Here is a 20314-nt window from a genome sequence, read left to right on the forward strand (position 1 = left end):
CCGGCGAGCACTGCGGCGTAGCCGTCGGCGGCGCCGATCGCTGCGCCCGCCCAGTCGTTCTGCCGGAGAGCCGGCTCGACCGCCGTGTTCGCCACGTCCTGGAGCTGGGCGTCGGTGAGGCGTGAGCCCTGGTCGACGGAGTACGCGTACTGCCGGTCGTGCGTGGCCACGGCCAGCAGCACGTCCTCCTGCCCCAGCCCGTTGCGGTTCGCGGTCTCGTCGGTCCAGGTCCGGGCGTCCCGGCCGGAGAAGTCACGGACGTACACCACGAACAGCTGCACCTGCCGTTCCTCGAACAAGCGGTCGAGGGCGGCTTCCACCTGGGACTCGCGGCCGCCGAGCGCTCCCACCCGGTCGGTGATCTGCCCGTCGCGGGACAGGGGCACGGGATCCTCGGCCCGGGCGCCCGGGCCCCCTGCCAGAGCGATCCAGCACACAGCCGTCAGGGCGGCGAGGAGAACCCTGCCGGGTATCGAAGGCCGGGACTTCCCGGTACGGCTCGCAGGCGGCATCACATTTGGGAGGCTATGTCCGCCTCCTGTCGTCCGCGACCCGGCACGTGCCGCCCGGCCGGCCGCATGTCCGCACCGGACCGGCCGCATGTCCGCACCGGACCGGCCGGAGGGGCTCATGGGTGCCGACGTCCACCGCGACAGCCTCGAAAAGATCTTCCCGAGGCTCGGCGGGACCGGTACCACCGCCGCGATCGTCACACTGCTCGGCTGGCCGCCGACGGGCCGGTGCCGGGGCCGCACGGGTGACTTCCGGGGTCCCACCGGCCGCGTCCGCCTCCGCCCGCGCGTACAGGTGTGTTCAGTGGATCAGCGAATCAGTCTGATCAACTGCAAATGCCACCAGAACGCATCATCCGGTCCCTTCCGGTACGGGGTGGGCCGGGCCGGCCCCGGAGGTATCAGCCATGGCCCATGTCGGCGTCCCACGCGGGGCGGCCCGAAAGCGCCGCTCGGTCGCGCTCCTGGCGACAGGTGTGCTCACCCTCCCGGTCCTGGCGGGCTGCACCTCGGACAGCGAGGGCCCCACCTCGGTGGCCGTCCCGCAGGACATCGCCCCGGCCTCCCGGGACCGGGTGGCCGAAGGCTCCACCCTCACCTGGGCGATCGACGCGGTCCCCGCCACCCTCAACACCTTCCAGGCCGACGCCGACCACGCGACCACACGGATCACCGGCGCCCTGCTGCCCTCCCTCTTCCCCATGGACGAGCGGGGAGAGCCCAGGCTGAACCCCGACTACCTGGAGTCGGCGGAGGTCATCGAGCAGGAGCCCAAGCAGGTCGTCCTCTACAAGCTCAACCAGCAGGCCGTGTGGAGCGACGGCCGGGAGATCGGCGCCCCCGACTTCGTCGCGCAGTGGCGCGCGCTGAGCGGCAGGGACTCGGCCTTCTGGACCGCGCGCAACGCGGGATACGAGCGCATCGAGAAGATCGAACGCGGCAAGGACGATCTGCAGGTCCGGGTCACGTTCGCCAAGCCGTACGCCGACTGGCGCTCGCTCTTCTCGCCGCTGTACCCGAAGGAGGTGACCGGTTCGCCCGGCACCTTCAACGACGGCGCCAGGACCACCCTCAAGAACACCGCCGGTCCGTTCCGGCTGCGCGGCGTGGACAGGAGCAAGGGGACGGTCGTACTCGACCGCAACCCGCGCTGGTGGGGCAACGAGGCCAAGCTCGAATCCCTGGTCTTCCGTGCCGTCCGGCCCGAGGACCGGGCCGACGCGCTGACAGGGGGGACGGTGGACGTCGCCGACATCGACCCGGCGACGGCGGACAGCATCGCCCTCGCGGCCCGCGACCGCGGTGGCGACGGAGCGCCGCCCGCCCACGGCCCGGGAGCCGGCCTCACCCCGGCCGCCGCTCTGCGGTCCTGGGCACTGGCCCACGGTTCCGACGAGGAGGCCGCCGAGACGGCGCGGGCCGCCCGCGAGAAGAACCGGCGGGCCATCGCCGTGTACGCCGCCGAGCAGAAGTCGCTGCGCGGTTTCACCGTGCGCAAGTCCCTGGAGCCCGCTTATACGCAGCTCGCGCTGAACGGTGAGACCGGGCCGCTCTCCGACGACCGGGTGCGGCGGGCGGTCGCCCGCACCCTGGACCGCCAGGAGCTCGCCGACACCGTGCTGAAGCCGCTCGGGCTGCCCGCGAAGCCGCCCGGCAGCCACCTCGCCCTGGCCGGGCAGCCCGCGTACAAGGACGGCAGCGGCGCGCTCGGCGAGCAGGACACCAAGGAGGCGCAGGCGCTGCTGGCCGATGCGGGATGGACCCCGGGCGGGGCCGTGCGCAGGACCGAGGACACCAAGGCGGGCAGCGAGGCCGAGAAGAAGGCCGGGAAACCGGGCGGGAAGGAATCGCCGGCCGGGGAGGAGGCAGGGAAGCCGGGCGGGAAGGGGTCGCCGGCCGGGGAGGAGGCCGAGTCGGACAAGGACGGCGAGGCCTCGCGCGAGGAGGGGATGTACATCGTCGGCGACGGGAAGCCCGGCGACCACCCCGCCGACGACACCGGGGCCGCCGCCCGGGACGAGCAGCCCGGCGGTGCCGCGGGCGCCTACGCTCCCGCGGGGACCGCGGCCCCCGTCGCGGTCAAGGACCGGCTCGGCAAGGGCGGCAAGCCGCTGACCCTCCGCTTCGTGCTCCCCTCGGGCCCCGGATCGCAGGCACTGCGCACGGTCGGGAAGAAGATCGTCGAGATGCTGGACACGGTCGGTATCAGCGCGCAGATCACCAAGGTCGACGACGAGAGCTACTTCAAGGACCACATCGCCTCCGGCGACTACGACCTGGCGTTGTACTCCTGGCCCGCCACCGCCTACCCGGCGACCGACGGCCGCCCCATCTTCGCCAAGCCGGAGCCCGCCACCGACGGCTCGCTGCTCGTCGAGCAGAACTACACCCGGGTCGGCTCGGACCACATCGACCAGCTCTTCGACCGTGCGGTCGCCGAGCTCGACGCCGACGCGGCGAGGGACCTGCTGAAGCAGGCCGACGCACGGATCTGGGCCGCCGCGGGATCGATTCCGCTGTATCAGAGGCCGCAGCTGGTCGCCGTCGACAAGAAGCTGGCGAACATCGGTGCCTTCGGCTTCGCCGCACCTCGCTACGAGGACATCGGATTCACCGGGCGTCAAGCGGCAGGTCCCCCCGCGAACCGGAAGAAGTAGCAGGTCAGAGCCACATCCCACAGCTCGGGTGCAGCTCGGCTCCCTTGCCCGCCGGAGCTCCGGGCGGGCAAGGCGGTGTCCGCCCGGACCCGGGCCGCCCGTCCTTCTGCGCCCCGTGCCGCCCGGCCGCCCGCCGGCTGGACGAGGACGTAATACCGGCTGAATACCGGCTGAATTGTGGCTGCGGTCCTGCCGTGTGCAACGGGCCGGGAAGCCCCGGACCCATCGGGCCCGTACCATTGGACTAGCCGTGGCGTGCCGCCCGGCGGGCGTACGAGGACTCGAAGACCGACTGAGACGCCTGATCCCACGATCCGAGAGAAGCGCAAGCCACCCATGCCCACGCGCCACGACATCCGTAACGTAGCCATTGTCGCCCACGTCGACCACGGCAAGACCACGCTGGTCGACGCCATGCTCAAGCAGGCGGGCGCCTTCGCCGCGCACGCCGCCGAGAACCTCGACGAACGCATGATGGACTCGAACGACCTGGAGCGTGAGAAGGGCATCACGATCCTCGCCAAGAACACGGCGGTGAAGTATCACCCCAAGGACGGCGGGGACCCCATCACGATCAACATCATCGACACCCCCGGCCACGCCGACTTCGGCGGCGAGGTCGAGCGCGGTCTGTCGATGGTGGACGCGGTCGTCCTGCTGGTCGACGCCTCCGAGGGTCCGCTGCCCCAGACCCGCTTCGTCCTGCGCAAGGCCCTGACCGCCAAGCTGCCGGTCATCCTCTGCATCAACAAGACGGACCGGCCGGACTCCCGGATCTCCGAGGTCATCGACGAGACCTACGACCTCTTCCTGGACCTGGACGCCGACGAGGACCAGATCGAGTTCCCGATCGTCTACGCCTGTGCCCGTGACGGCGTCGCCTCGCTGACCAAGCCGGAGGACGGCACCGTCCCCGCGGACAGCGACAGCCTGGAGCCCTTCTTCAGCACCATCCTCTCCACCGTCCCCGCGCCGGAGTACGACGAGGACGCCCCGCTGCAGGCCCACGTCACCAACCTGGACGCCGACAACTTCCTCGGCCGTATCGCGCTGTGCCGCGTCGAGCAGGGTGAGCTCCGCAAGGGGCAGACGGTCGCCTGGATCAAGCGTGACGGCACGATCTCCAACGTGCGCATCACCGAGCTCCTGATGACCGAGGCGCTCACCCGCAAGCCGGCCGAGAAGGCGGGTCCGGGCGACATCTGCGCCGTGGCCGGTTTCCCGGACATCATGATCGGTGAGACCCTCGCCGACCCCGAGAACCCGATCGCGCTCCCGCTGATCACGGTCGACGAGCCGGCCATCTCCATGACCATCGGCACGAACACCTCGCCGCTCGTCGGCAAGGGCGGCAAGGGCCACAAGGTCACCGCCCGGCAGGTGAAGGACCGCCTGGACCGCGAGCTCATCGGTAACGTCTCGCTCCGCGTCCTGGACACCGAGCGCCCCGACGCCTGGGAGGTCCAGGGCCGTGGTGAGCTCGCGCTCGCCATCCTGGTCGAGCAGATGCGCCGCGAGGGCTTCGAGCTGACGGTCGGAAAGCCGGAGGTCGTCACCAAGCAGATCGACGGCAAGACGCACGAGCCGATCGAGCGCATGACCATCGACTCCCCCGAGGAGCACCTCGGCGCCATCACGCAGCTGATGGCGACCCGCAAGGGCCGCATGGAGACGATGACGAACCACGGCTCGGGCTGGGTCCGCATGGAGTGGATCGTGCCCTCCCGCGGCCTCATCGGCTTCCGCACGGAGTTCCTGACGCAGACCCGCGGCACGGGTATCGCGCACTCCCTCTTCGAGGGCCACGAGCCGTGGTTCGGCGAGCTGCGCACCCGTCACAACGGCTCGCTGGTCGCCGACCGGTCGGGCACGGTGACGCCGTTCGCGATGGTCAACCTCCAGGAGCGCGGTGTCATCTTCACCGAGGCCGGCACGGAGGTCTACGAGGGCATGATCATCGGCGAGAACTCGCGCGCCGACGACATGGACGTGAACATCACCAAGGAGAAGAAGCTCACCAACATGCGTGCGGCTTCCGCGGACACCACCGAGAACGTGGTGCCCGCCCGCAAGCTCTCCCTGGAGCAGTCGCTGGAGTTCTGCCGCGAGGACGAGTGCATCGAGGTGACCCCGGAGACGGTCCGCATCCGCAAGGTCGTCCTGGACGCGAAGCAGCGTGGCCGCACGGCCTCGCGCGCGAAGAACGGCTGACGGCCGACCTGACCGGGTCCGTCGGCCGCGGCCGACGGACCGCCGGCGCGAGCCGTTGACATGAGGCCCGGGCCCCCGCAGACGCTGTGGGGGCCCGGGCCTTTCGTCAACCCGTTTTTCTGACCGACGTGTCCGGATATCGTGCGTCGCTCTCCGGAACATGTGTTAACGGTCCGTTTCGGGGGTGTCTGTCTGGGATCACTTTGTCCGGATTTCGGGCAACCATGGCTTCTGGATGTTGTCAAACCGAGACCCTTTAAGTGTGGTTTACAGCCCGGTGTTACTTAATAGTTGGCTCCATTGAGCTCGGGTCAATGGGTCGACGCACTGTGGGGAGTGCGGACTCACGAGCACACTCGGGGCACTGCACAACGATCGCCGTCAGGGGTGTCGGTGGATCTCTCCAGTGCCCCTCTTGTAGTCAAAAGTGGACTCATGAGGAGGAAACCCATGCGTGGTGCCAAGAGCGCCAAGTGGGTCGCGGGAGCGGCAATCATCGCCCTGGCCGCGACTGCCTGCGGCGGCGGAGACAGTGACAGTGACTCGGCCTCGAAGGAGAAGGGCAAGCCCGAGGGCTATGTGTCCATCGACGTCGGTGAGCCGCAGAAGCCGCTGATCCCTGCAGACACCAACGAGTCGCTCGGCAGCTACGTCATCCAGTCGGTCTTCACCCAGCTGCTCGACTTCGACTCGGACGGCAAGATCGTCTACACGAACGCCGAGTCCGTGAAGACGACCGACTCCAAGACGTGGACCGTCAAGCTCAAGTCCGGCTGGAAGTTCCACGACGGCACCCCCGTCACGTCCGAGTCGTACATCAAGGCGTGGAACTGGTACGCCAACGTCAAGAACGCCCAGCAGAACGCGTTCTGGTTCGAGGACATCAAGGGCTACGCGGACGTCCACCCCGAGAAGGGTGACCCCAAGGCCACGGAGATGTCCGGTCTGAAGGCGGTCGACGACACCACCTTCACGATCGAGCTCACCAAGCCCGTGCCGTACTACGAGTACAAGCTCGGCTACACCACCTTCGCCCCGCTGCCCGAGGTGTTCTACAAGGACACCAAGGCGTTCGGCCAGGCCCCGGTCGGCAACGGTCCCTACATCTTCGAGAAGTGGGACCACAAGAAGCTCATCCAGGTCAAGGCCAACCCTGACTACCAGGGCCCGAACAAGGCCAAGAACAAGGGTGTCCTCTTCAAGAACTACGCGACCGTCGAGGCCGCGTACCAGGACCTCCTCTCCGGCAACCTGGACATGATCCGCCAGGTCGGCCCGAAGGACCTCCCGAAGTACAAGGCGGACCTCGGCGACCGCGCGATCGACGAGCCGTACGCCGCGATCCAGTCGCTCGTCCCGACCTTCTACTCGAAGACCTTCAAGGACATCGACCCGAAGGTCCTGCAGGGTCTGTCGATGGGCATCGACCGCGACACGATCACCAAGACCGTGCTCAACAACACCCGCAAGCCCGCCACCAGCTTCACGCCTCCGGGCGTCGCCGGCAACCAGGACCTGGGCACCGACGTGTTCACGTTCGACCCGGCCAAGGCGAAGCAGCTCGTCACCGAGGGCGGCGGCGTTCCGGGCAACAAGATCTGGATCCAGTACAACGCCGACGGCGGTCACAAGGAGTGGGTGACCGCGGTCTGCGAGTCCATCCGCAACTCGACCGGGGTCGACTGCGTCCCGGACGCCAAGCCGGACTTCCAGACCGACCTGGAAGCGCGTGACAACGACCAGGTGAAGTCGATGTACCGCGGTGGCTGGGTGGCCGACTACCCGCTGAACGTCAACTTCATGCGGGAGCTCTACGGCACGACCGCCGAGGCCAACAACGGCCGGTTCTCCGACAAGGAGGTCGACGCGGCCTTCAAGAAGGGCGACAACGCCAAGACCCTGGACGAGTCGATCAAGGCTTACCAGGAGGCCGAGAAGCTCGTCCTGTCGAAGATGCCCGCCATCCCGCTGTGGGAGTACAAGACCAACGGTGGCTACTCCAAGGCTGTCGACAACGTGACGATCGACTTCCACGGTGACTACAACATCACCGAAGTCACCGTCAACAAGTAACACACGCCTGAGGGCCCCCACCCGGCCATCAGCCGCCCACACCAGGCAGTAGGTCCCGGGGGGCCGCTCTCCGCATCCGGAGGGCGGCCCCTGGGCTGCTTTATCCCTATCGGAGGCAAACATGGGGCGTTACGTCGCGCGGCGACTGCTCCAGATGATCCCGGTCTTCCTCGGGTCAACCTTGCTGGTCTTCTCCATGATGTACGCGCTGCCCGGAGACCCCGTGCGCGCGCTCGCCGGGGAGCAGACGGTGGACCCCACGCAGATCGCGGCCATGAAGAAGGAGCTCGGGCTCGATCTGCCGCTCTGGCATCAGTACTGGAACTACCTCGTGAACCTCTTCCAAGGTGACTTCGGCACGCAGATCGCCAGCGGCCGGCCGGTCGCGGACATCATCTCGGAAGCGTTCCCGATCACGGTCCGGCTGGCCCTGTTTGCCTTCATCTTCACGGTCGTCGTCGGTATCTCCATGGGCATCTTCGCGGGTCTGAAGGCCGACACCCTTCGCGACCGCGGTCTGCTCGTCCTGACGCTCCTGCTCATCTCGGTCCCCTCGTTCGTCCTGGGCTTCCTCGGCCAGTACTTCTTCGCCTTCCAGCTCGGCTGGGTCGAGCCCAACGTGAGTCTCGAAGCGACCTCCGACGAGCTGATCCTGCCCGCTGTCGTGCTCGGGTCCCTGTCACTCGCCTACGTGGCGCGGCTGACCCGCACCTCGGTCGCGGAGAACCTGCGCTCCGACTACATGCGCACCGCTGTGGCCAAGGGGCTGCCGCGCCGTCGCATCGTCGGCGTCCATCTGATGCGCAACTCGATGATCCCCGTGGTCACCTTCCTCGGGACCGACCTCGGTGCGCTGCTCGGCGGCGCCGTCGTCACCGAGGGCATCTTCAATGTCAAGGGCGTCGGTTACAACGTCTTCGACGCGCTCCGGCACCGTGAAGGCGCCACGGTCGTCGGCATCGTGACGCTGATCGTCGTCGTCTATCTCGTCGCCAGCCTGGTCGTCGACCTGCTCTACGCGGTCCTGGACCCGAGGATCCGTTATGCCTGAGACGCTCAAGGAAACCACTCCGGACCCGACCGTCGACGGGACGGCCGTGCAGGCCGCCCCCGCCGCCAAGGTGGGCAAGCCCCGCAGCCTGTGGTCGGACGCCTGGCACGATCTGCGGCGCAGCCCGCTGTTCGTCGTCTCGGCCGTGCTGATCTTCTTCCTGCTGGTGATGGCGATAGCACCGGGTCTGTTCACCGGCGCCGACCCGCGCTACGCGGACCTGGCCAACCACTACCTGCAGAAGCCCAAGTGGGGGAACTTCTTCCAGGAGGACTGGTTCGGCTACGACATCCAGGGCCGCTCGATCTACGCGCGTGTCGTCTACGGCGCCCGTGCCTCGATCATGGTCGCCGTCATCGTCACCGCCCTGGTCACGATCCTGGGCACCGTGGTCGGCATGCTCGCCGGCTACTTCGGCGGCTGGATCGACACGCTCCTGTCCCGGGTCACCGACATCTTCTTCGGCGTGCCCTTCATCCTCGGCGCGATGGTCGTCCTGACCTCGTTCGAGGAGCGCAAGATCTGGGTCGTCATCCTGGCGCTGGCCTTCCTCGGCTGGACCCAGATCGCCCGTGTCGCACGCGGCTCGGTGCTGACGATCAAGCAGGCCGACTACGTGATGGCGGCCAAGGCGCTCGGCGCCTCGACCAGCCGCATCCTGCTCCGGCACATCCTGCCCAACGCGATCGCCCCGGTGATCGTCGTCGCGACCATCGCGCTCGGCGGCTACATCTCGGCCGAGGCCACCCTGTCCTTCCTGGGCATCGGCCTCGCCGAACCGACCGTGTCGTGGGGTGTCGACATCTCCTCCGGCCAGGAGCAGCTGCGTAACGCCGCGTTCGTGCTGATCATCCCGTCGGTCATGGTGTCGATCACCGTTCTGGCGTTCATCATGCTCGGCGATGCGGTACGCAACGCCCTCGACCCCAAGCTGCGCTGAGGGAGGCGTACATGACCATCATCGACAAGACGGCGGATGTTCCTGCTCCGCGTGGTTCGAACGACTCGGGCAGCCCGCTGCTCGAAGTCCGCGATCTGCACGTGGAGTTCCACACCCGCGACGGCGTCGCCAAGGCCGTCAACGGAGTCAACTACAGCGTCAGCGCCGGCGAGACCCTCGCCGTGCTCGGCGAGTCCGGCTCCGGGAAGTCCGTGACCGCTCAGGCGATCATGGGCATCCTGGACATGCCCCCGGGCCGCATCCCCAAGGGCGAGATCTTCTTCCGCGGCCAGGACATGCTCAAGATGTCGGGCGAGGAGCGCCGGCAGATCCGCGGCCAGAAGATCGCCATGATCTTCCAGGACGCGCTGTCCTCGCTCAACCCGGTGCTCTCGGTGGGCTATCAGCTCGGCGAGATGTTCCGCGTGCACCAGGGCCTCTCCAAGAAGGAGGCCAAGGCCAAGGCCATCGCGCTGATGGACCGTGTGCGCATCCCGGCGGCGAAGGAGCGGGTCAACGACTACCCGCACCAGTTCTCCGGCGGTATGCGCCAGCGCATCATGATCGCCATGGCACTCGCCCTGGAGCCCGACCTGATCATCGCGGACGAGCCCACCACGGCGCTCGACGTGACGGTCCAGGCGCAGGTCATGGACCTGCTCGCGGAGCTCCAGCGCGACTTCAACATGGGCCTGATCCTGATCACGCACGACCTGGGTGTCGTCGCCGACGTCGCCGACAAGATCGCCGTGATGTACGCGGGCCGGATCGTCGAGACCGCACCGGTCCACGAGATCTACAAGCGCCCCGCGCACCCGTACACCAAGGGCCTGCTGGAGTCGATCCCGCGCCTGGACCAGAAGGGCCAGGAGCTCTACGCGATCAAGGGCCTGCCGCCCAACCTGCTGAACGTGCCGTCCGGCTGCGCCTTCAACCCGCGCTGCACGCGGGCCCGGGACATCTGCCGTACGGACATCCCGCCCCTGTTCCCGGTGACCGAGCAGGACGGTACCGAGCTGGCCGGACGCGGCAGCGCCTGCCACTTCTGGAAGGAGACGATCCATGGCTGAGCTCGGCAAGGAGTCCGTGGACGCCACCCCGAACGTCACCGAAGTGGCGACGGTCAACGCGGCGACCGAGACGGAGGCCGTGGCCGCCCTGGACGCGCCGGTGTCGCAGGGCGAGCCGATCCTCCAGGTGCGCAACCTGGTCAAGCACTTCCCGCTGACCCAGGGCATCCTGTTCAAGAAGCAGGTCGGCGCGGTCAAGGCCGTGGACGGGATCTCCTTCGACCTCTACCAGGGTGAGACGCTCGGTATCGTGGGCGAGTCCGGCTGTGGCAAGTCCACGGTCGCCAAGCTCCTGATGACGCTGGAGCGGGCCACCGCCGGTGAGGTCTTCTACAAGGGCCAGGACATCACCAAGCTGTCCGGCCGCGCGCTGAAGGCCGTGCGCCGCAACATCCAGATGGTGTTCCAGGACCCGTACACCTCGCTGAACCCGCGCATGACGGTCGGCGACATCATCGGGGAGACCTTCGAGATCCACCCCGAGGCCGCCCCGAAGGGCGAGCGGCGCCGCAAGGTGCAGGACCTCCTGGACGTCGTCGGGCTGAACCCGGAGTACATCAACCGCTATCCGCACCAGTTCTCCGGCGGCCAGCGCCAGCGCATCGGGATCGCCCGGGGCCTCGCGCTCAACCCCGAGATCATCATCTGCGACGAGCCGGTCTCCGCGCTCGACGTGTCGGTGCAGGCGCAGGTCATCAACCTGATGGAGAAGCTCCAGGACGAGTTCGACCTCTCCTACCTCTTCATCGCGCACGACCTGTCGATCGTCCGGCACATCTCGGACCGGGTCGGTGTCATGTACCTCGGCAAGATGGCCGAGATCGGTACGGACACGCAGATCTACGACCACCCGACGCACCCCTACACCCAGGCGCTGCTGTCGGCGGTCCCCGTCCCGGACCCCGATGCCCGTGACGGCCGCGAGCGGATCATCCTCTCCGGCGACGTCCCGTCGCCGGCGAACCCGCCCTCGGGCTGCCGCTTCCGTACGCGGTGCTGGAAGGCACAGGACAAGTGCGCCACCGAGGTGCCGCTGCTGGCGATCCCCGAGCGCTTCAAGGCCTCGGACACGCCGGCGGCGCACGAGTCGGCGTGCCACTTCGCCGAGGAGAAGGACGTCGTCCACGCGGTGTAGCGCACCCCGGACCGACGAGGACGCCCGGCCCCCCGAGGGGCCGGGCGTTTTCACGTCCCCGCAGCCCCGTACGGCGGACAAGGACATGCGACGAAGTGCCATATGAGGTGATATGAGGCATTGAGCCACTCAACCCCAGGAGGCACTCCATGCGCGGAGCCACACAGGCCAGGTGGGCCGCATGTGCCGTCGCCGCCGCGCTGGCGGCCACGGCCTGCGGCGGCGGGGGCGACAACGGCGGCAGCGGGGCCGACGGGATCGTGAGCTCGTCCTGGGGCGACCCGCAGAACCCGCTGGAACCCGCGAACACCAACGAGGTGCAGGGAGGCAAGGTCCTCGACATGCTCTTCCGGGGCCTCGTGCGGTACGACCCGGAGACCGGCGAGGCCGAGAACGAGATCGCCGAGAAGATCGAGTCGGAGGACTCGCAGAACTTCACCGTCACGATCAAGGACAACTGGACCTTCAGCAACGGCGAGAAGGTCACCGCGCAGTCGTTCGTGGACGCCTGGAACTACGGCGCAGCCCTGAAGAACAACCAGAAGAACGCCTACTTCTTCCAGTACATCGACGGTTACGACAAGGTGCACCCGGAGTCCGGGAAGGCGACGGCGGACACGCTCTCCGGTCTCAAGGTGGTCAACGGCACGACCTTCACGGTCAGGCTGTCGCAGAAGTTCTCGCTCTGGCCCGACACCCTCGGCTACTCGGCCTTCGTGCCGCTGCCGAAGGTCTTCCACACCGACCACGAGGCCTGGCTCTCCAAGCCGGTCGGCAACGGCCCGTACACCATCGACCAGTACGCCAAGGGCTCGTCGATGAACCTGCGCCGGTGGGACGGCTACCCCGGTGCGGACAAGGCACAGAACGGCGGCATCGACCTCAAGGTCTACACCGACAACAACACCGCCTACACCGACCTGACGGCGGGCAACCTCGACCTGGTCGACGACGTGCCCGCCTCGCAGCTCAAGAACGTCGAGGCGGACCTGGGCGACCGGTACATCAACACCCCCGCCGGCATCATCCAGACGCTCGCCTTCCCCTTCTACGAGAAGGCCTGGAACACCCCGGACGCGGTCAAGGTCCGCCGGGGCCTGTCCATGGCGATCAACCGTGAGCAGATCACCGGCCAGATCTTCCGGAAGACCCGCACCCCGGCCTCCGACTGGACCTCGCCGGTCCTCGGCGAGGAGGGCGGCTTCAAGAAGGGCCTGTGCGGCCCCGCGTGCGAGTACGACAAGGCGGAGGCCAAGAAGCTGATCGAGGAGGGCGGCGGCATCCCCGGCGGCCGGCTCACGATCTCGTACAACGCCGACACCGGCTCCCACAAGGAGTGGGTCGACGCGGTCTGCAACAGCATCAACAACGTCATGGGCGACAACAAGGCGTGTGTCGGCGGCCCCGTCGGCACCTTCGCCGACTTCCGCAGCCAGGTCTCCACCCAGAAGCTGACCGGTGCCTGGCGTGCGGGCTGGCAGATGGACTACCCCCTCATCCAGAACTTCCTCCAGCCGCTCTACTACACCAACGCCCCGTCCAACGACGGCAAGTGGAGCAACCAGAAATTCGACGACCTGATCGACAAGGCCAACGCGGAGAGCGACAAGGCCAAGGCCGTCACCACCTTCCAGGACGCGGAGAAGGTCCTCGTCGAGCAGATGCCCGTCATCCCGCTCTGGTACCAGAACGGCAGCGCGGGCTACTCGGACAGGGTCGAGGACGTCTCGCTGAACCCCTTCAGCGTCCCGGTCTACGACCGGATCAAGGTCAAGTGACCCCCTGAGGCCGGGTGGCCGGTGCGGTACACCGCACCGGCCACCCGGCCTCCCGGTCCTTCCGCCCCGACCCCCGGAGCCCCTCATGGGACGTTATGTGATCCGGCGGCTGCTGCAGATGATCCCCGTGTTCCTCGGCACCACGCTGCTGATCTTCCTCATGGTGAACGTGATGGGAGATCCCGTCGCGGGCCTCTGCGGCGACCGCCGGTGCGACCCCGCGACCGCCGCCCGGCTGCGCACCGAGTTCGGCCTCGACAAGCCGGTCTGGCAGCAATACCTGACCTACATGGGCAACATCTTCACCGGTGACTTCGGCACGGCCTTCAACGGGCAGAAGGTCACGGAGCTGATGGCCACCGCCTTCCCCATCACCATCCGGCTCACCATCGTCGCGATCGTGTTCGAGATCGTCATCGGCATCAGCCTCGGCGTCGTCACCGGACTGCGCCGCGGGCGGCCCGTCGACACCGTGGTGCTGATCCTGACCCTCGTCGTCATCGCCGTACCGACGTTCGTCACCGGGCTGCTGCTCCAGCTCCTGCTGGGCGTGGAGTGGGGCGTCATCAAGCCGTCCGTCTCCTCCGAGGCCCCCGTCGACGAGCTCATCGTCCCCGGGCTCGTCCTGGCCTCCGTCTCCCTGGCCTACGTCACCCGGCTCACCCGGACCTCGATCGCCGAGAACGCCCGCGCCGACTACGTCCGTACGGCGGTGGCCAAGGGCCTCCCCAGGCGCCGTGTGGTCGTGCGGCACCTGCTGCGCAACTCCCTCATCCCCGTCGTCACCTTCATCGGTACGGATGTGGGGGCCCTGATGGGAGGGGCGATCGTCACCGAGCGCATCTTCAACATCCACGGCGTCGGCTACCAGCTCTACCAGGGCATCCTGCGCCAGAACTCGCAGACCGTCGTCGGGTTCGTCACCGTCCTGGTCCTCGTCTTCCTGGCGGCGAACCTGATCGTCGACCTCCTGTACGCCGTACTCGACCCGAGGATCCGCTATGCCTGAGCAGAAGCCGTGGGACGACGCGACGGGCGGCGGAGCGATCTCGGGGGCCGGCGCGGGCGGAGCGATGGACCTCGCGATGGACGAGGGCACCACGCTGGAGAAGACGCCCGGCGGTCCGGAGGGCACCGGGCCCACGGGCAGGCCACGCAGCCTGTGGTCCGACGCCTGGCGCGATCTGCGCCGCAATCCGGTCTTCATCGTCTCCGGGCTGCTCATCCTGTTCCTGGTGGTCATCTCGGTCTGGCCGTCCCTGATCGCCACCCAGGACCCGCTCGACTGCGATCTGGCCAGGGCCCAGGAGGGCTCCCGGCCCGGGCACCCCTTCGGTTTCGACGGCCAGGGCTGCGACGTCTACACCCGTACCGTCCACGGCGCACGGACCTCGGTGACCGTCGGTGTCCTCTCCACCCTCGGGGTCTCGCTGCTGGGCGGCGTGCTGGGCGGCCTCGCCGGCTTCTTCGGCGGGGCGTGGGACGCCGTGCTCTCCCGCATCACGGACATCTTCTTCGGCATCCCGGTGGTCCTCGGCGGACTGGTCTTCCTGTCCGTCGTCACCAGCTCCACCGTCTGGCCCGTGATCGGCTTCATCGTCCTGCTGGGCTGGCCCCAGATCGCCCGCATCGCGCGCGGGTCCGTCATCACCGCCAAACAGAACGACTACGTCCAGGCGGCCCGGGCGCTGGGTGCCTCGAACTCCCGGATGCTGCTGCGCCACATCACCCCCAACGCCATCGCCCCGGTGATCGTCGTCGCCACCATCGCCCTGGGGACGTACATCTCGCTGGAGGCGACCCTCTCGTACCTCGGGGTCGGCCTGAAACCGCCGGCCGTCTCCTGGGGCATCGACATCTCCGCCGCCTCCCAGTACGTCCGTAACGCGCCGCACATGCTGCTCTGGCCCGCCGGGGCCCTGGCCGTCACCGTGCTCGCCTTCATCATGCTCGGCGACGCGGTCCGCGACGCCCTCGACCCCAAGCTGCGCTGAGGAGTCCGCTGCCATGTTGCTCGAAGTGCGCGATCTGCACGTGGAGTTCCACACCCGGGACGGCGTGGCCAAGGCCGTCAACGGGGTCGACTACTCGGTGGCGGAGGGCGAGACGCTCGCGGTCCTCGGCGAGTCCGGCTCGGGCAAGTCCGTCACCGCCCAGGCGATCATGGGCATCCTCGACATGCCGCCCGGGCGGATCAGCGGGGGAGAGATCCTCTTCCAGGGCCACGACCTGCTGAAGCTCGGGGCCGACGCCCGTCGCAGGATCCGCGGCCAGGAGATGGCCATGATCTTCCAGGACGCGCTGTCCTCGCTGAACCCGGTGCTCAGCGTGGGGGACCAGCTCGGCGAGATGTTCGTCGTGCACCGCGGGATGTCCCGCGGCGACGCCAGGGCCAAGGCCGTCGAGCTGATGGACCGGGTACGCATCCCGGCCGCGCGCGAGCGGGCCGGCGACTTCCCGCACCAGTTCTCCGGCGGCATGCGCCAGCGCATCATGATCGCCATGGCGCTGGCCCTGGAGCCCGACCTCATCATCGCCGACGAACCGACCACGGCCCTGGACGTGACCGTCCAGGCCCAGGTGATGGAGCTGCTCGCGGAACTGCGGCGCGAGCTCAACATGGGGCTCATCCTCATCACCCACGACCTCGGCGTGGTGGCCGACGTCGCCGACAGGATCGCCGTGATGTACGCGGGCCGGATCGTCGAGACGTCACCCGTCCACGACCTCTACCGCGCGCCCGCCCACCCGTACACCAAGGGCCTGCTGAAATCGATCCCGCGCCTGGACCAGAAGGGCCAGGAGCTCTACGCGGTCAAGGGCCTGCCGCCCAACCTGCTGCACATCCCGCCCGGCTGCGCCTTCCACCCGCGCTGCCCCATGGCGCAGGCCGTCTGCCGCACGGACGTGCCGCCGCTCCACACCGTGTCCGAGGAGCGCCGGAGCGCCTGCCACTTCTGGAAGGAGACGCTCGATGCACGCTGAGGGCGACCCCATCCTGGAGGTGCGCGGCCTGGTCAAGCACTACCCCCTGACCCGGGGCGTGCTGTTCAAGAAGCAGATCGGCGCGGTCAAGGCCGTCGACGGCGTGGACTTCGAGCTGGCCGCGGGCGAGACGCTGGGCATCGTGGGGGAGTCCGGCTGCGGCAAGTCGACCGTGGCGAAGCTGCTGGTGCACCTGGAGCCGCCGACCGGAGGCGTGATCCGCTACAAGGGCGAGGACGTCACCAAGCTGTCCGGGCGCGCGCTGAAGGCCGTGCGCCGCAACATCCAGATGGTGTTCCAGGACCCGTACACCTCGCTGAACCCGCGCATGACGGTCGGCGACATCGTCGGGGAGCCGTACGAGATCCACCCCGAGGTGGCGCCCAAGGGGAGCCGCCGGCAGAAGGTGCAGGACCTCCTGGACGTCGTCGGGCTGAACCCGGAGTACATCAACCGTTATCCGCACCAGTTCTCCGGCGGCCAGCGCCAGCGCATCGGGATCGCCCGGGGCCTCGCGCTCAACCCCGAGATCATCGTCGCCGACGAACCGGTCTCCGCGCTCGACGTGTCGGTCCAGGCCCAGGTCGTCAACCTGCTGGACCGGCTGCAGACCGAGTTCGACCTGAGCTTCCTGTTCATCGCGCACGACCTGTCGGTCGTCCGGCACATCTCCGACCGGGTCGGCGTCATGTACCTGGGGCGGATCGTCGAGATCGGCACGGACGAGGAGATCTACGACCACCCCACGCACCCGTACACCCAGGCGCTGCTGTCGGCCGTCCCGGTGCCCGACCCGAGGGCCCGGGAACACCGGGAGCGGATCATCCTGCACGGCGACGTGCCGTCCCCGGCGAACATCCCGTCCGGCTGCCGTTTCCGCACCCGCTGCTGGAAGGCGCAGGAGCGGTGCGAGCGGGAGGTGCCGCTGCTGGCGGTGCCGGCGGTCCTCCGGGACTCGGACTCACCGGCCCGGCACGACTCGGCGTGCCACTTCGCCGAGGAGAAGCACGTGGTGCCGGCGGAAGACCTGCGGGAGGCGCCCGGAGGGACAAAGACGGATGAGTGAGCATCAGGTTCGTTAACACAGAGGCAACTCGACCGTTGTCACACCGATATACGGACCTCCCACCATGGAGAGCGTACGGCCGTGCGGGTGCCGTGGGCCGGCCGGGGCGTTCATCACGTCGTCCCGGCCGGTCACCCGTCCCCTCCTCGCCCACAGGACCCCTTGTCCATCGGCGGACCGCGGTGGAGTATCGCCGGTGTGATACTCACACGGGGAGCCAGGATCACCGGAGCGGTGCTGTGCGCCGTGCTCGCGGCCCTTGTCACGGGCTGGATCGTGAGAGATCTGCGGGCTGCGGGCGATCCGTCCGCCCTGCTGCGTTACTGGGCCGGATACACGGACGGGTGGCCGGAGGAGCTGCCCGCCACCCTGCAGGCCGACCCGGTGCTGCTCGTCGTCCACGTCCTCGCCCTGTTCGCCGCGCTGCGCTCCCCGGTCGCCGCGTCGACGCTGGTCGTCACCGGACTGGTCACGCTCGCCCTTCGTCTGCCGGGCATCTGGACCATCGGCTCGACCGTGATGGACGGACGGTTCAGCGACGAGCTGCGCACCCGCGCCCTCATCGGCACCTTCGTCGCCCTGGCGGCCGCTCTCGCACTCGTCGTCGCCGGAGCCGCCGGCCGCAGGCAGTCCGAGGACCCGTACGAACCGCGGCCGGCCCGCCCCGGCCGCGGGGCCGGGATCACGGCCTTCCTGGTGCTCGGCACCTCCGGGGCCGTCATGATCGCCTGGGAGATCCGCCAGATCTTCCGGCTGCCCGACGGGCTCTACCCGGACTGGTTCATCGGCGGGGAGGCCCTCACGCTCGGGCTGACCGCCGCCCCGCCCGGCTGGAGCAGCGTGGTGCTCGGGGTGCTCTGCCTGGTGGTGGCGTGGACCGCCCTCTTCCGTGCCGTCCACGCACGTCCGCTCGGCATGATCGCCGCGGGCTTCCTGCTGGTCTCCGGTAGCTGCCAGATCGCCCGGAACCTCGACAACGGGTGGCTGGAACACTTCGGCGAGGCACCGGCCGAGCAACAGCTCAGCATGCTCACCTCGTTCCTCTTCGCCCTCGCCGGGGCGGCGGCGCTGCTCGTCCTGGCGCCCAGGGGGCCCGGGGACACCGCCGGACAGGGCGGGGGCCCCGGCGGCTACGGCTACCCGCAGCCCGGGGCGCAGAGCTACGGCTATCCGCAGTCCGGAGTGCTGGGCCACGGCTATCCGCAGTCCGGGGCGCCGGGTCACGGCCACCCGCAGGGCCCCACGCCGGGCTACGGCCCTCCGCAGCCCGGCTACGGCCCTCCGCAGAGCCGGGGCGGCGCCGGCAGCCCGCCGCCGCCCTCGTCCCCGCCGCCCGGCTGGTGACAGCCCCTACCCCCGGGAGAGTCCCAGGGACCGCCTGAGGAAGTCCACCTGGAGCAGCAGCAGGTTCTCGGCGACCTGCTCCTGCGGCGTCATGTGCGTCACCCCGCTCAGCGGCAGCACCTCGTGCGGGCGCCCGGCGGACAGCAGCGCGGACGACAGCCGCAGAGCGTGGGCGACCACCACGTTGTCGTCGGCCAGGCCGTGGACGATCATCATCGGCCGCACCTCGTCGGCCGGTTCGGAGAGACCCTCGTCGGTCACCAGGGAGTTGCGGGCGTAGACCGCGGGCTGCTCCGCGGGATCGCCGAGGTAGCGCTCGGTGTAGTGGGTGTCGTACAGCCGCCAGTCCGCCACCGGTGCTCCGACGACCGCCGCGTGGAAGACGTCGGGGCGGCGCAGCACCGCGAGCGCCGAGAGATAACCCCCGTACGACCAGCCCCGCACGGCCACCTTCGACAGGTCCAGCGGGAAGCGCCCGGCCAGGGCGTGCAGCGCCTCGACCTGGTCGTCGAGGGTGAGGGTGAGATCGTCCCGCACCGCCTTCTCCCAGCCGGGCGAACGGCCCGGCGCGCCCCGGCCGTCCGCGACGATCACGGCGAAACCGTGGTCCGCGAACCACTGGGACGTGAGGTGCGGATTGTGGGCGGCCACCACCCGGCGGCCGTGCGGGCCACCGTAGGGGTCCATCAGGACCGGGAGCGGACCGTCCGATTCCTCGTAGCCCGTGGGGAGCAGCACGGCGCACGGAATCCGCCGTGCGCCCCCCTCGGTCAGACGCACCCTCGCGGCCAGGACCGGCTCCTGGGCGAGATTCGCCACGGTGGCGATCCGCTTGCCGTCCCGCAGCACCCGCACGGCCGTCCCGGGGCGCTCCGGGGACGCCGACACCAGCACCGTCACACCGCCCGCGCGCACCGCGGAGTGCACCCCGGCGCCCTCGCTGACGCGCTCCACGCCCAGCTCGTTGACCCGGTACACATGGCTCTGGCCGGTCTCCGGATCCACCGCGTCCTCGCCCGCGGTCGCCTGCACCAGGATGTCCGACTCCCCGATGTCCAGCACCGCCTGGAGGTGCAGCCGGCCACCGGTCAGCGGACGGTCGCCGACCGAGAGCACCCGCGCGCCCCCTTCGTCGGCGATCCGGACGAGCCGCCCGTCCGGTGCCCAGGCGGGCGCCCCGGCGAAGAGATCGAGCCAGACGGCGTCCTCGTCGACATGCACCGTGCGGGTCGCGCCGGTCTGCGTGTCGACGGCCAGATACAGCTGGCTGCGCTGGTCACGCGCCTGCACCAGAAGCAGCGGGGCGCCGTGCGAGGACCAGTGCACCCGCGCGACGTAGGGAAAGCGGGAGCGGTCCCAGACGATCTCGGTGCGTGTCCCGTCCAGGCCCGCCAGAAAGAGCCCCACCTCGGCGTTGGCCGTCCCCGCCGCCGGATAGCCCACCTCGGCGGGCTTGCTCCCGGGGTGCGCCGGATCGGCGATCCACCACCGC

General features: G+C 69.1%; 15 protein-coding genes. 13 read left to right on the forward strand and 2 right to left on the reverse strand.

Annotated features, from left to right (window positions below; genetic code table 11):
• Positions 1-512, reverse strand: a 512-nt coding sequence (locus VN520_RS03710) for a TPM domain-containing protein (RefSeq protein WP_325745379.1), incomplete at its 3' end; no start/stop codon positions are given.
• A gap of 407 nt (positions 513-919) precedes the next feature.
• On the opposite strand from VN520_RS03710, the gene VN520_RS03715 reads away from it, so the two are divergent.
• The 13 genes from VN520_RS03715 to VN520_RS03775 all read left to right on the forward strand — a co-directional run bounded on the left by VN520_RS03715 (position 920) and on the right by VN520_RS03775 (position 18822).
• A complete protein-coding gene (locus tag VN520_RS03715; protein ID WP_325745380.1) occupies positions 920-3169 on the forward strand; it encodes an ABC transporter family substrate-binding protein in 2250 nt (749 codons plus the stop codon).
• A 336-nt stretch (positions 3170-3505) separates the two neighbouring features.
• Entirely contained in the window at positions 3506-5380 is a 1875-nt protein-coding gene (gene typA / locus VN520_RS03720; protein WP_325745381.1) for a translational GTPase TypA, read from the forward strand.
• Between the two features lie 450 nt (positions 5381-5830).
• Positions 5831-7453, forward strand: coding sequence for an ABC transporter substrate-binding protein (locus tag VN520_RS03725; RefSeq protein ID WP_325745382.1), 1623 nt, complete (start codon positions 5831-5833; stop codon positions 7451-7453).
• 121 nt (positions 7454-7574) lie between these two features.
• Positions 7575-8504 (forward strand): ABC transporter permease, encoded by a 930-nt coding sequence (locus VN520_RS03730; protein ID WP_325745383.1) that lies wholly within the window; start codon positions 7575-7577, stop codon positions 8502-8504.
• Positions 8497-9444 carry an ABC transporter permease gene (locus VN520_RS03735; RefSeq protein WP_325745384.1) on the forward strand — a complete coding sequence of 316 codons (948 nt, stop codon included), beginning with the start codon at positions 8497-8499 and terminating at the stop codon, positions 9442-9444. Before VN520_RS03730 ends, VN520_RS03735 begins: the two co-directional genes overlap by 8 nt.
• Before the next feature lie 11 nt (positions 9445-9455).
• The gene (locus VN520_RS03740) at positions 9456-10514 is read left to right on the forward strand and encodes an ABC transporter ATP-binding protein (protein ID WP_325745385.1); all 1059 of its coding nucleotides are present in this window, start codon (positions 9456-9458) and stop codon (positions 10512-10514) included.
• Positions 10507-11649, forward strand: a complete 1143-nt coding sequence (locus tag VN520_RS03745) for a dipeptide ABC transporter ATP-binding protein (protein WP_325745386.1) — start codon at positions 10507-10509, stop codon at positions 11647-11649. Before VN520_RS03740 ends, VN520_RS03745 begins: the two co-directional genes overlap by 8 nt.
• Positions 11650-11798: 149 nt before the next feature.
• A complete protein-coding gene (locus tag VN520_RS03750) occupies positions 11799-13427 on the forward strand; it encodes an ABC transporter substrate-binding protein (RefSeq protein WP_325745387.1) in 1629 nt (542 codons plus the stop codon).
• Positions 13428-13512: 85 nt separating this feature from the next.
• Positions 13513-14436 carry an ABC transporter permease gene (locus tag VN520_RS03755; protein WP_325745388.1) on the forward strand — a complete coding sequence of 308 codons (924 nt, stop codon included), beginning with the start codon at positions 13513-13515 and terminating at the stop codon, positions 14434-14436.
• Entirely contained in the window at positions 14429-15421 is a 993-nt protein-coding gene (locus VN520_RS03760; protein ID WP_325745389.1) for an ABC transporter permease, read from the forward strand. The genes VN520_RS03755 and VN520_RS03760 overlap by 8 nt, the downstream gene beginning before the upstream one ends.
• A gap of 13 nt (positions 15422-15434) precedes the next feature.
• Positions 15435-16412, forward strand: coding sequence for an ABC transporter ATP-binding protein (locus VN520_RS03765; RefSeq protein WP_325745390.1), 978 nt, complete (start codon positions 15435-15437; stop codon positions 16410-16412).
• On the forward strand, positions 16402-17478 hold the full coding sequence (locus VN520_RS03770; RefSeq protein ID WP_325745391.1) for a dipeptide ABC transporter ATP-binding protein: 1077 nt from the start codon (positions 16402-16404) through the stop codon (positions 17476-17478). Before VN520_RS03765 ends, VN520_RS03770 begins: the two co-directional genes overlap by 11 nt.
• 198 nt (positions 17479-17676) lie before the next feature.
• Positions 17677-18822: a hypothetical protein gene (locus VN520_RS03775; protein WP_325745392.1), complete on the forward strand. Its 1146-nt coding sequence runs from the start codon at positions 17677-17679 to the stop codon at positions 18820-18822.
• 6 nt (positions 18823-18828) lie between these two features.
• On the opposite strand, the gene VN520_RS03780 is transcribed toward VN520_RS03775, so the two are convergent.
• The coding region (locus VN520_RS03780; protein WP_325745393.1) for an alpha/beta fold hydrolase at positions 18829-20314 on the reverse strand (1486 nt) is incomplete at its 5' end.

The organism is Streptomyces sp. (genome assembly GCF_035563135.1).
Classification (GTDB): Bacteria; Actinomycetota; Actinomycetes; order Streptomycetales; family Streptomycetaceae; genus Streptomyces.